This window comes from Calothrix sp. NIES-3974, assembly GCF_002368395.1.
Lineage (GTDB): Bacteria > Cyanobacteriota > Cyanobacteriia > Cyanobacteriales > Nostocaceae > NIES-3974.
Genome location: NZ_AP018254.1, coordinates 4967349 through 4979941, shown reverse-complemented (window position 1 = coordinate 4979941; position 12593 = coordinate 4967349). Strand labels below are relative to the sequence as shown.

Genomic DNA, 12593 nt, shown 5'->3' with positions numbered 1-12593 from the left:
TCTGAAGGTTCCAAAAAAATGGTCGAGAATGCTGACCATCTCTGGAATCAATGTAAAAAACTGGGTGAGAAGCTGCAAGTTCCTGAGCTACAAGACTTAAAAGCAAAACTTTTCAAAACGAAAAATAAACGAAATGAAGATAACCTAGAAGTCGGTGTACCAGCAAGTCCCGATTACCCAGAAAAAGATTATCTGGAACTATTAGGAAATACCAATGGAACAGAGAAATTATTACATTTCTCTGTTCCTAAAACTAATTCTCAAACTAAACATCAAATCACTGGTGAGGTCTATCCTCTACAATTGAATGATTCCTTTGCGATTGATATTACCTTACGTTTCTGTCATGGAAATATAGATGACGGAGAAAATAATGAAAGTGATGATAGGGATACAATTGTTGACCTTCAAGATATAGCTAAATTAAATCCAGATGGATTCTTTTTTCCTGAGAATTTTCAAGCATCCCTAGGACAAACATTAGTCTTATTTACAAAGCTACATATAGAAGAAAATGACAAGGAAAAAACTGATACTGATTTAGCTTTAGAGTGTCTTGAGTGTTTACTAAGTCAACAAAAAAAATCTATATCAAAAAAACAAATCCAAAAATCTCTAAATTTCGGTACATTTCTTGGTAGTCCTATTTTTGAATACGATAATGGGATAGAAGAACCAGGAGAAAATGTACATATTATTATCTGGTTTAATGCACTTCCAAGGACAGAGACAGAAGAAGCAGAGGGTAAATATTATCAGCTTTTAATCAATCTTTTACATTGTCGTAGTCGCATCTATTTTGCTTTTTCTGAATCTATCTACTGTGCAGTGAGTGCAAGGGAACTCTATCGGAATTTAAAAGAAAAAGTGGAATTTTTTGAGAAGCATTCCCAAGATGAGACAGATAAAAAACTACAAGGATTAAAAGACTTACTGATTGAAACTAGTAAAAATAATTTTGACTATACCCGTCACCTGCGAGATTTAGAAATTCATCATGCAACGATTTTGACTAATATTCGTAACTATGAGTATTTTTTGCGAAAATTAAAGGAGACTTACTATCCAGAAAATCCTGACGACGATTTAGGTTTCCTCAGACAAGTTTTGATTCATAGTCGTCAGAACTTACTTACCCAAATCAAAGTTTACCAGGATTATTTCAACCCCAGCAAAAACTTGTATCGTGAAACCATAGATACGATTAAAGCATTAATTGCTATTATCCAAACAGAGAGCGATCGCGCACATCAAAAAGAACTATGGGAACACGACCACCATTTTCATGAAGAATTAAGGGAACGCGATCGCAAGTTTCATGAAGAAGCAAGGGAACGCGATCGCAATGAGGACATTTTACTTGGTTCCCTGGGTTTAGGTTTAGGTGTCAGTGGTGTCACCTCTGAAGTTATCCCCCAACCTATTTCCATAATTTTAAGTCCAGATTCGACCCCTAGTAACAATTCCCAAACCAAAATAACACCCTATCTACCCTTTGATATACTTGCTCACCTTATACTGGGAACTATCTTTTTCGCGATTGCATACTTCTTGTTTACATGCTTATTCTTTATTCGACGTAAAAGTAAAAATCAACAAAATCAAGAAGGAAAAAACAAAAATAATTCTTCCTCCCCCACCGACTCTAATCCCCCTAATTCTTCAGAAACAACAAAAACAACCACAAATTCCGATTAAAATCTTGTGATTCAGTAAATCAGTGTAAATAATTATCACTTTTTTGCTCGTAGTTGCGCAAAGAGCGCTGTATACGCAGCGTTTTCCTAAAGTAGCGCAAATATGAGCATATCATTCTTCGAGAAAATGCTGCACATCTATGGTTTTTCTCGCTGACTTACTTACCGACATCGATATAATTTGTATTCATAGCCATCAACATCGGGTAATCGACTTTGGTATAACTGACAGGTTTGGAGGTTATCTGGTAAATCTGCAAAAAAGTTGACGACCCATACATCTAGAGGACGAGATAGTTGTTCGAGTGCTGTTTGCAGAGCTATGGTGGAGGTCTGGGGATTGGTGTCTTGATGGGTTAATAAAAATTGGGTTTGGGGGGAATTGGGGTATTTCAGCTTGAATTCCCTTGCGATTCCCATCATTTCCCCAATGTGGACGTGGGTTTTTTGGGTGGTGGTAATTAGGACGGGAACTTGGGAGGTTTGGTTGATGATATCAGCAAATAAATCGGGACGGTAATATTTTTGATAGCCAAGATTGCCAATAACAGTAATTGCACTGAGGTTGGCAACTAGTAGGATGAGGACAACGGCCATTTTACCTGTGATTTTCCAGTTATAGATATTAACCTGGGGTTTCGACCAACATACAGCTAAACTTGCTCCCACTAGGACAATAACTGCGGGAAAGTAGACAAAGTTATATCTAGCACCACGGGTTAAATCAATGCCAAAAACATAGGTAAAGATGAAAAATTGAGCGATCGCAATGCCAACTATCCCTGATAATATCCATGTACTTAAATGGGTTTGACTGGATGTGAGGTTTTCTTGCCAACCTCGATATAAAATGGGTACAGCCCAGATGATATAAATAAACATGGCGATTCCGGCTAGGATTACGATTGTTAGTGCCGGAGATTCGATGGGAAGTAGAACAATCATGGTGATCCAAGCTGCTAAGGCTTGGAAAATGGGACTAATCCAAGCGATACCTGTACGCTCCCCTTGAATCCACTCGGTTAATTTGCCTCCATAACTATTCTGTAAAAATACGGGAATCCAGACTAGACCAGATATGGCCGTACCCATCCCCACAGCTAAAATGCGTCGCCAATAACTGGGGTTAAGGTAATGATTGCGCCAAGCTAAAAGGACTAATATCAGGACTTCTGGCAGTAAAATTAAGACAAAGAAATAATGGGAAGCAATCCCTAATCCGTTGACGATAATCCAACTGACAGCTATTGACCAGGGGATTTTTGTTTGTGATATTTGTGACTTAGCTGCCACTAACGTACAAGCAAGGGAAGCAATCACCCAGAGAATAGCCAAAGTATAATGGCGTGCCTCCTGTCCGAGAAAAATTGCGTAGGCGGAAGTTGCCATCATTGCTGCTCCCATCTCAGCGACAAGGGATGTATTAAAAGCCAAACGACCTAACCCATAAATAGCTGGGACTGATAACCCTCCGAGAATTGCAGCTAGCGATCGCGCTCCAAAAACTGAAACTAAACCGCTTTCTAGGGGAAATAATTTTACCCAGAGATGGGTTAACAAAAAGTACAACGGTGGGTGGTTACTTTCGGTAAAGAGATTTTTTAAAACATCGCCTAATTGAGCATCCGGACGGGGTTGTAAAGGTTTTAAGAGGGTATCAATATCGATGGGAATATCTAGGGGTACACGGAGGAAACTGTTACCTAAACTAAATACCAAGGTGGAAAATTCATCCGTCCAAGGAGGTTTAGAATCTAACCAGCTTAATCTCAAGATTAAGGCTATGAGAGTCCAAAATAAAATTAATAATAAACCACGATTAATCTTCAAAATCACCCTTTGACCAATTGCAAACTGCTGTAAGTAGGTAAGCTAAAACTTACACAAATCACATAAATACTTGATCAGGTGTTGACGGTTAACAGTTGACAGTCATTCATTCAAATTTGTGATTATACAACTTGATGGTGCAACAGCTGATCAATTAAGTACTTGGACAGAAATAATTACATAATAGTTTCTGGACTGAGTTAGATATAGATACGGATTTCAAATTTAAATCTGGTGTAATCAATTTTGTCTAACTAATGAAATATCAAATCCAGATATGGTTATACCAATTCAAAAAATATTTGCAACACATCCAGAATAACATACGCCATATATGTAGGTAGAAACGCGATATACGTAGAGACGCGATATATCGCGTCTCTACAAAACCATTATCCTATTCACAATTTTTTCCATTAATTAATAATAGATTCAACAGAAATATCTAAATCAGGAAATGCAACAGGTTGAATCACTCCCCCGGTCAAAGTAAATTTGGTTGCGTATTCCCCATCTACAGGGTCTCTAAACACAACTAAATGTCCCTTTTTGAGATTCACAACCCAATATTCAGCGATTCCCACCTCTCCATAGATTTTGCTTTTTACATCTAAATCCTTTTCCAAACTCGAATTTGCATACTCAATCAGCCAAAAAATATTTTCCGGATAGGGGTGATGTTGACGATATTCCTGTCCTAAGCGTTGGACAACTGCAATATCTGGTTCCGGTTCCGAATTATTAGGTAAGGTAATCGGTTTCCCTTGACGAATTTTCGCACGCATACCTAACAACTGTGCTAAATACTCACCCGCTTCATCATTCGCATAGGCATGAACTTCCCCTTCCGGTGACATTTCAACGATTTCCCCTTTTAACAATTCAACACGGCGATCGCATAATATCCCAGCATCTACCATCCGGTGATATTCATCAATCGTCCATTTGGCAGTCACCACAGTCATAATCGTCACCTTTCACTCATATCTGTTTCCTTCCCTATTCCTACTTTACATCGGTAACTCGCCAACTTAACTTGAGATTGATCCAGAAATTCCACAGCGTCACAACTGCGATCGCCAATAATTTTGCCAGATAGTCATTCAAACCCAATTTATCAAATCCAAATACCAACAAAGCTTGTAAAACCACTCCCCCTAAACAAACCAAATTAAACTTCAAAAATCGCCTTAAACGCTGTCTTTTCCCCCGTTGATAGCGAGATGCATCACCAAAAGTCCAGATATCATTCCACAAAAAATTATTAATAATTGCCACTTCTGCCGATAAAATCGTACTGCGGGTTAATCCTAACTCCAATTCTCGCCGTAGGAAGTGAAACACAGCTAAATCAACAAAGACACCGCTAAAACCCACCACCCCGAAGCGGAAAAACCTCTGCCAAGGAAAATTAAATTTATTCCACCACCCCAACTTTCCTTCTGTAGAATTACGTAAACGCCAAAGATGGCGCAGATAATCCAAATAATGCCTCCATGTTACCTTACTTTCACCCTCACACCGTTCGCAAAACACATAACCAACCTCCGATATTTCCCTGATTTTCCCCCTCCCCAAAACTTCCAGCAGAATTTTATAGCCAACTGGATGCATCGTAGTTCCAGCGATCGCACACCGGGAAACCACAAAATATCCGCTCATGGGGTCGGAAACTCGTCCTAACACCCCCGGTAACATCACCAAACCCAATAACTGCGCTCCTCGCGACAAAAAGCGACGAATAAAGCTCCAACGACTAACACCACCCCCATCAACATGACGACTAGCAACCGCTAAATCCGCCCCTTCTTCCACTGCCCGCAATAACTGTAGTAATATTTCTGGGGGATGCTGCAAATCTCCATCAATTACCCCTAAAAAATCACCACCCGCAACTTGCCAACCCCTAACAACAGCCGAAGATAAACCCCGTTCCTGCTGTCGTCGCATCACCCGTAATTGCGGATAATTGGGTATCAAAGCCGCAGCAACCTCCCAAGTCCCATCCGGACTATCATCATCAACCACAATTAATTCATAATCACCAGGTAAAGATTTATCTAAAATTCGTGTCAATACCTCCACGATTTTACCAATGTTGCGACGCTCATTATAGGTAGGAATCACTAGGGAAAAACGGCAAGGAGAAAAATGAGAAACATGGGATACAAATAAAGGACCAGTGGGTGGATTTACAAGAGGTTGTGGTTCAATGATACTCATGGGCAACTTTCTGAACTTTGGTCGTGGTTTGGTTAAGATGGGAGTCCATCAGGAAATTATAGTATTGATAAACCATGTCCCTGAATTGAGAACTGTAGTTTTCACTCGTAATTATTGAGATTACTACTTTACAATAAGCCTCTGCGCGTCTATCTTACGACCTTACGGTCGATCTGTTACGCGAAGAAGTGCAATGACGAAAACTCCAGTTTTGATTATGGACGAGGTTTTGTATTGCGGCTTTCAAAGCAAAAATCCACCTTTAGGGGTAGGATTACTACATCTGTTCAACAAAGTATTTATATCCTGTACTTTTCACCCAGGATTGAGGGATCAGCGTTGAGTAATGGGTTGATTTTCCTACTACTCCCTATTCCCTATTCCCTACTCCCTGAAAGTTTGAGAGGTTTGTGAGAAATCCAGAATATCTAGACTCCGCAACAGCACAAATACAAATGCCAATTTTAACGGTAATTCTTCTGTGAAAATAGTCATCACCCATAATTATTTCCAATCCAACCCGTCCATCCTTTAAACTAATTAAGCAGATATATTTTGCAAATCATGAAGTGTTGCCAAAATTGTAACGACATTCATGATATGATTTAGGGATAGAAGCGATATAATGGGAAATCTGTGACCAAAATAGCGACGATAGATGAAATATTAGCAGCAGCAAAAGCCGGTGAAGATATTACCACAGAAGACGCGATCGCATTACTAACCCAAACTGATGCTGACACAATTGCCGCAATTCGCAGCACCGCTAATTATCTACGTCAACAACAAGCCGGTGAAACTGTCACCTACGTCATCAATCGCAACATCAACTACACCAACATCTGCGAACAACACTGTAGTTTCTGTGCCTTCCGTCGCGACCAAAATCAACCAGGTGCATACTGGTTAGACTGGCAAACCATCAGCGCCAAAGTTGAAGATGCAGTGGCAAAAGGTGCAACGGAAATCTGTATGCAGGGAGGACTCAATCCCAACGCCAAAATCAACGGCAAATCCTTACCCTACTACCTCAAACTAATCCACACTATCAAATCCGCCTATCCCCACCTCCACCTCCACGCCTTTTCCCCCCAAGAAATCCAATTTATTGCCCGCTCAGATCAACTCAGCTACACCCAAGTCATGGTAGCATTACAAGAAGCCGGAGTCGATTCCCTCCCCGGAACCGCAGCCGAAATCCTCGACGATAACGTCCGCAAAATCCTCTGTCCCGAAAAAATCAATAGTCAAACCTGGTTAGAAATCATTAGCACAGCCCACCAACTCGGCATTCCCACCACCAGTACCATCCTTTCCGGACACATCGAAACCCCCAGTCAACAGGCATGGCATCTAGAACAATTACGCAGATTACAACAAACTGCGATCGCCAATAACTATCCAGCCCGCATCACTGAATTTATCATCCTTCCCTTCGTCGGACAAGAAGCCCCCAAACCCCTGCGTCACCGCGTCGGACGCGACCAACCCGTATTAGCAGACACCCTACTCCTGACTGCGGTTGCTCGTATTTACCTGGGAAACTATATCCCCAATCACCAACCCAGTTGGGTCAAACTCGGTTTAGCAGGTGCGACAACAGCACTCACCTGGGGATGTAACGACATTGGTGGAACCCTCATGGAAGAACATATTACCACAATGGCAGGAGCAATTGGCGGAACCAGCATGACCCCAACCCAGTTACAGCAAGCCATTATTTCCTTGAATCGACCCTACCGACAACGGGACACACTGTATCGAATTTTAGAAACGCAGTAAGTAGGGAGTGGGGAGTAGGGAGGTGAAGTGTATAATTTGCAAGACCACTTAACTTAGGACTTGCGGAAAAATAGTAAAGACGCGATATATCGCACCTCTATATCTTGTAAGCTTGAGAGGGTATTTTAGTTCCTGAAAGCGCAAATAAATAAGTGCATAGAAGCTCAAAAACCTGACATCTCACATCTTACACCAAGAAAAGCTGATGGAAATAAGATACTCAGTATAAAGCTAAAATTACTATTTTAGCGTTAAAAACAAACAAGAGTACTGTAGCCATATCGCGTATATTTTGAAATTCAACGTATGTATACGTAAAGGTGCAAGATATAAATCAAGCAAAAGTGGAATTCGCAGGGTTAAAACTACTCCCTGTACAGACGCTACATGTCGCGTCTCTACCTGTTCTCAACCCTCACAAAAGACTTTTACAGCTAGCGCTTCGCGAACAGCAGACCCTACTTATCTTTTCTTGATAAATCCGTGAGTAATTTCGTCGGACGGAAATCCCTAACCGCAGCATACCGATGGGGATAACGGGTCAAAATATACCGTTCATACTCAAACCAATGCATTTCACCCTTTTCTTGGTTACACATCCAGCAAATTACCCATAAATTGCGAAAATCCATCGATAACCAAGGATATTGCGCTCTTGGTAACTTGTGATCTATACTTCTGCCCTGCCTATCTTTATACATTTCCCCACAGATAGGACAATAATAATCAGAGTGATTTTTCACCCATTCTTGACTTTCTGGAGTCGTTCCACACTCGCTATTTCCATTGATATAACGCCATTGTTCAAACTTTTTATATTCATCCCAATCCTCACTAGTTAGTTTGTGATAACGCTTTTTCCCAATTTCATCTGCTAGCTGAAATAATTCCCCTAGTCCTTTATTATCTAAATTACCTAAATCCATAATCTTTTCCTTATAAGTAAATATTTCTTCTATAGTTATTTTTGCGGGATTTTTTTCTGGTTTGATAATAATTTGTCCTAGCTCCTTGCTGACTAAAATCAATCACTTCCATTTCCCTATCAGGATATAGACTATCTATTTTTTGATTGATTAAATCAGCCTCCTGGACTAACTGTTGATTAAATTCATTTATTTCGTCAGCACTTTGATATTTATTACCAATTCTTTCCGCCTCTAAAAATAGTTCTTCTAAGCTTAAATCTTCCAGTGTATTTCTCTCAAAAATATCTTCGAGCTTTCGATAAAGATTAATCACATTGTTCCAGCCAACATTGATATAGCCATCCTGCTTTAATTGCTGATTCTCTCTTGCAGAAAGTTGACTGCGCCTCTCTGAATTACAACGTTGAACTTGTCTATAAGTCATTCCCTGAAACGTTCGACGTTCTTGTCGTGTTTTGTTCATCTTTTCATCTCAATTTCATGCATAAATATATTTCAAGATAAGTAGTAGTGCAAAATTAGTTTTACGTTCCGAAACCCTGAAATCCTTGCTTTGGCGAAGCCTATTTGCAGTAATTATATACTTATACTTTATTCTACACTACGGTAATTAAACTACGCTGCGGACAATATATATTTAATTTTGTAGAAGCACTTAGTTTCCAAATAATATCACCAAGCCCTAACCTAAAGTCCAGCGCAAAATCCGAATCAAAGCCTTACGAATCTCGCTGTCTTCATACTCAAGTAATAATTTCGTATCCCTTGCCAATCTCAATCTGATTTGATCAACTATATTTTTCAAATTCTTATTATCTTTCTTTAATTCTTCATTTGCAATTGTCAGTTCATCGTTTTTAGAAGTTAAATCCTGAACCTTGAGCGCCAAACTATTATTCTGAGCAGAGATTTCTTCTAACTCAACTTCCAATCTCCGCCTTTCTGCTTCTAAAGTGTATTTTTTCTGCTCTAAAGCTTGCTTTGAACGCTCAATTTCGTGAATAGATTTTTCTAAATCATAATATTCCCTTTGGAGATTTTCTAGCTTTTTCTCAGCTTGACTGCGCATTCTCGAAAAATACGCGTTATTTTGTCCCAAACTAGAATTTTTTTGAGCAAAAGACTCCACCAGTCTTACCGTACTTGGTTCTCGACTGAGAATCTCTAATAACCGCTCACACTCTTCCTTGGTTAAAGGTTGACTAATATTTTTGTTGATGCCATACCGCTCTTTCAATACAGTCTGAAACTCATTTTTGGAACTCATTCTCTGTACACCAAATACCAATAACTGACTTGCAAAAAATGATGCAACTAAAAAATGGCTGGTAATCCTTCCATCCCCGATGTTTCATGAGTGCATCACCAACTCACCTTCAGGAGATAATCCCCATCCCGGTTTACTCTGTTGTCGATGATTACTCATGTTTGATACATAATCAGTATGCAAACCTGTCGGTATATACAGCCATCTAGCCGACCCTCTGAACTCCCCCAAGTTGTCAAATTTGAATTGAACAACAGCGAGAAAATCACTTGTATTTAGTATAAAATAGAATACGTAGAGTGTGTTACAGCTCCAAAAATTAACGTCAGGGAAATTGCGTATCGCCAAATCGGGAACACGAAAATACTGTCAACAGGTATAGGGAGTAGAATTAAATACATTTGCTACCTATTACTTACAGCTGACTCTTGAGATATTCAGGATAATTACCCATCAATATCTATGGGGGATTTTTTATACCCTCAATCGAAAAAACCTAACTATCAGCACTTGCAGTCGAATTCAGAACTTCTTGCAGACGACTTCTAAACTCACCCTTGGGATGTCCACCCTTAACTTCACCAATAATCACAAACTCCCCATCGGGTTGGTCGCAAATAATATAGGTAGGCCATCCCATTTGACTTTTATCAGGATACTGAGCTAATAAAACTTTACGATACTGACGGTACATCTGGGTATCTTGCATCTTCACGTCAATAAATTCTAGTCCCAATTCCTCGACCACCTTACGGTCATAATGGGACATTTTGTGGCAAATTCCACAATCTTCGCTAGAAAACTTAATTACAGACCGCGACATATGCCTGGTAAAAATTGTGATATTTTTGATTTCTTCATCAGCAATTTTATCATAATTAGGTTCTGCTGTTTTTCTGGGGCTAGGTTGTCAAAGCAGTGGGTGGGGAATAAGGGAGTGGGGAACCCTTATTTTTGCTGCTGTTATCTAGTGACTATGCTCTGCGTGGTCACTTAGTCAGCGAGGGCTACTGCCTTCATTCACGAGGTAGGAGCTTCCTAGATTCCGCATCTACGCGGAGCATGAGTACGAGGGAAAAGGTAGGCGTATTTACACCGCGTGGTACTAGGTTGTAAAAGGAGTGAGTGGGGAACCCTTATTTTTGCTGCTGTTGGAATTTCCACAGACATAAACACCAGGATTAAAGGGTGAGTACAACAGAAATAATATGCAGGTGATTTGGGATAATCTGAGGTAAGTATATTTACGTTTTTTCTCCCTCATCCCTAATACCTTAAATAGGCTTCTAAGTCTTGAATAACTGGATCGGGCATTTGATGTAATACTCGCCAAATTACTGTATAACTGCCGTCACGACGCTGTCTAACTGGTCTCAATGCCAGGATAGTGTCACTGGCTTGAGTGTTTTTGAGGATGGTGTCGATGTGTAATCGTTGTTGGGGGGTAAGGAAAATATTTTCAGTGATTTCTCGTGGTAGTTGATATTGAATTATTCTAGCTAGATAGGTACGTTCCAGGTTGGCAGGAAGACTGGGTTGAAAGATGGGATTAGGGTTTTTACGGGAAAGGATGCGTCGTCGTTCTGTTTGAATTTGGGAAAATAGTTGGGGGGGTTGGTAGGTTAAAAATGCTTCCCGGATGGGAGTGGGTATATTTTGTAGTTGGGGATCAAGTTTTTCAATGGGTATATTTCCCAGGTCTACCATAAAGCTGTAATCAAGACCTTGGGGAATGATTTGCAAATGGGTTTGCTCTGGGTTGATGGGGGGATTTACCAACTTGAGAGGGAGGGTAGGGGTGAAATTTGTGCGAGTTTGACCAATTACAGGAAAAGGATGGCGATCGCCTACTGATGGTTGTAAGCGATTTTGCAAAACATTTTGGGGGCGTTGGTAAGCTGTGACTGGTAAAACTCGGAATATACCTGTGTTGGGTTGTTGGAGAATTTTGGCGTAGGTTTGCTCTTCCTGGGGGTCTAAAGCAAAGGCAAATTGATCCAATATCCGATTGGTTTCCCTGGGGTCATGGAATCGCTCTGGATTGGGAAATAGGGCTTTAGCTTGATTGATGTGTTGTTGGGCGATCGCGAGAATTTTCATTCCATCATCCGGTGGAGCGATCGCTGGTTTTAAGGGAGGAGTGTAGTTCGCGATCGCTGTTTTTGTCCGGCGACCAATTACGTTAGAATGGGAAAGACGTAAATTGGGTTCATTAGTAATAAATGGTATTGCCCGTTGTCCTAATTGGGGACGCTGCATTGGTGCTAGGGATAATACCGGGTCAGAATGATGTTCACCGGAAACCAAAGGTAATCTGCGGACTATCGCACTTTCACCTCTTCGCGATAAAATTCTGTCAAGAATAGGTGCAAGATTTAGCATCTCTCGGCTAGCCGCATAGACGGAACAGTATATTTGTGATTGTGGATTCCCCGTTAATGAATTTTGGCTGTGACAAACACTGCCATACTCTGGATACTCCCGTCGTAACATCCTTTCGATGTTCGTCGCGTTAATCAGTACCTGTCCGCGCACCGCTCGGACTTGATTCGCGTCTACACCCGTTAAGGCGCGTTCAATTCGTGTTGCTAAATTGATTTGGTTTTGGACAATTGGCTTGACAGACGTATAAAAGCTTGCATCCAGTCTTGACGAATCATTCTCGATTGGCTTAGATTGCGATTTAGCTTTTTCTGGCAGCATCAAACTTGACAGGAAGCCCAGACAAACAGGGACAAATAAGTAACAGAGTATATTTCGCATCTTAAAAAACCCGGATTAAATAGGAGTAGGAAAAATCTAAAATAGATATTAAATTTGATATTAAATGCAAAAACTAGGAACAACCAGCCTATTCATACTGAA

General features: G+C 40.4%; 10 protein-coding genes. 2 read left to right on the top strand and 8 right to left on the bottom strand.

What is annotated here, in order from left to right; genetic code table 11:
* The first annotated feature begins 18 nt into the window (after window positions 1-18).
* On the top strand, window positions 19-1698 hold the full coding sequence (locus tag CDC37_RS20000) for a hypothetical protein (protein ID WP_157780797.1): 1680 nt from the start codon (window positions 19-21) through the stop codon (window positions 1696-1698).
* 161 nt (window positions 1699-1859) lie between these two features.
* On the opposite strand, the gene CDC37_RS19995 is transcribed toward CDC37_RS20000, so the two are convergent.
* From CDC37_RS19995 to CDC37_RS19985, 3 genes are all read right to left on the bottom strand, one after another.
* Window positions 1860-3527, bottom strand: coding sequence for a glycosyltransferase family 39 protein (locus tag CDC37_RS19995; protein WP_231943123.1), 1668 nt, complete (start codon window positions 3525-3527; stop codon window positions 1860-1862).
* A gap of 416 nt (window positions 3528-3943) precedes the next feature.
* Complete coding sequence (locus CDC37_RS19990; protein ID WP_096624463.1) at window positions 3944-4492, bottom strand: Uma2 family endonuclease; 549 nt, start codon at window positions 4490-4492, stop codon at window positions 3944-3946.
* A 40-nt stretch (window positions 4493-4532) separates the two neighbouring features.
* Window positions 4533-5750 (bottom strand): glycosyltransferase, encoded by a 1218-nt coding sequence (locus CDC37_RS19985; protein WP_096624460.1) that lies wholly within the window; start codon window positions 5748-5750, stop codon window positions 4533-4535.
* Window positions 5751-6386: 636 nt separating this feature from the next.
* On the opposite strand from CDC37_RS19985, the gene cofH reads away from it, so the two are divergent.
* Window positions 6387-7532 carry a 7,8-didemethyl-8-hydroxy-5-deazariboflavin synthase subunit CofH gene (cofH, locus tag CDC37_RS19980; RefSeq protein ID WP_096624458.1) on the top strand — a complete coding sequence of 382 codons (1146 nt, stop codon included), beginning with the start codon at window positions 6387-6389 and terminating at the stop codon, window positions 7530-7532.
* Between the two features lie 458 nt (window positions 7533-7990).
* Here the strand turns inward: cofH and CDC37_RS19975 are convergent, their stop codons facing one another.
* From CDC37_RS19975 to CDC37_RS19955, 5 genes are all read right to left on the bottom strand, one after another.
* Complete coding sequence (locus tag CDC37_RS19975; protein WP_172892805.1) at window positions 7991-8458, bottom strand: HNH endonuclease signature motif containing protein; 468 nt, start codon at window positions 8456-8458, stop codon at window positions 7991-7993.
* Between the two features lie 10 nt (window positions 8459-8468).
* Window positions 8469-8924, bottom strand: coding sequence for a hypothetical protein (locus tag CDC37_RS25020; protein ID WP_197707024.1), 456 nt, complete (start codon window positions 8922-8924; stop codon window positions 8469-8471).
* A 219-nt stretch (window positions 8925-9143) separates the two neighbouring features.
* Window positions 9144-9728: a hypothetical protein gene (locus CDC37_RS19965; RefSeq protein WP_096624456.1), complete on the bottom strand. Its 585-nt coding sequence runs from the start codon at window positions 9726-9728 to the stop codon at window positions 9144-9146.
* A 496-nt stretch (window positions 9729-10224) separates the two neighbouring features.
* Window positions 10225-10551 carry a thioredoxin family protein gene (locus tag CDC37_RS19960; protein WP_096624454.1) on the bottom strand — a complete coding sequence of 109 codons (327 nt, stop codon included), beginning with the start codon at window positions 10549-10551 and terminating at the stop codon, window positions 10225-10227.
* A 443-nt stretch (window positions 10552-10994) separates the two neighbouring features.
* Window positions 10995-12431: a hypothetical protein gene (locus CDC37_RS19955; RefSeq protein WP_096624452.1), complete on the bottom strand. Its 1437-nt coding sequence runs from the start codon at window positions 12429-12431 to the stop codon at window positions 10995-10997.
* Window positions 12432-12593: the final 162 nt, after the last annotated feature.

Excerpts from the sequence above, each read along its gene's own strand:
- CDC37_RS20000 (WP_157780797.1), top strand. The coding sequence starts at position 19 with ATGGTCGAGAATGCTGACCATCTCTGGAATCAATGTAAAAAACTGGGT.
- CDC37_RS19990 (WP_096624463.1), bottom strand. The coding sequence starts at position 4,492 with ATGACTGTGGTGACTGCCAAATGGACGATTGATGAATATCACCGGATG.
- CDC37_RS19985 (WP_096624460.1), bottom strand. The coding sequence starts at position 5,750 with ATGAGTATCATTGAACCACAACCTCTTGTAAATCCACCCACTGGTCCT.
- CDC37_RS19975 (WP_172892805.1), bottom strand. The coding sequence starts at position 8,458 with ATGGATTTAGGTAATTTAGATAATAAAGGACTAGGGGAATTATTTCAG.
- CDC37_RS25020 (WP_197707024.1), bottom strand. The coding sequence starts at position 8,924 with ATGAACAAAACACGACAAGAACGTCGAACGTTTCAGGGAATGACTTAT.
- CDC37_RS19965 (WP_096624456.1), bottom strand. The coding sequence starts at position 9,728 with ATGAGTTCCAAAAATGAGTTTCAGACTGTATTGAAAGAGCGGTATGGC.
- CDC37_RS19960 (WP_096624454.1), bottom strand. The coding sequence starts at position 10,551 with ATGTCGCGGTCTGTAATTAAGTTTTCTAGCGAAGATTGTGGAATTTGC.
- CDC37_RS19955 (WP_096624452.1), bottom strand. The coding sequence starts at position 12,431 with ATGCTGCCAGAAAAAGCTAAATCGCAATCTAAGCCAATCGAGAATGAT.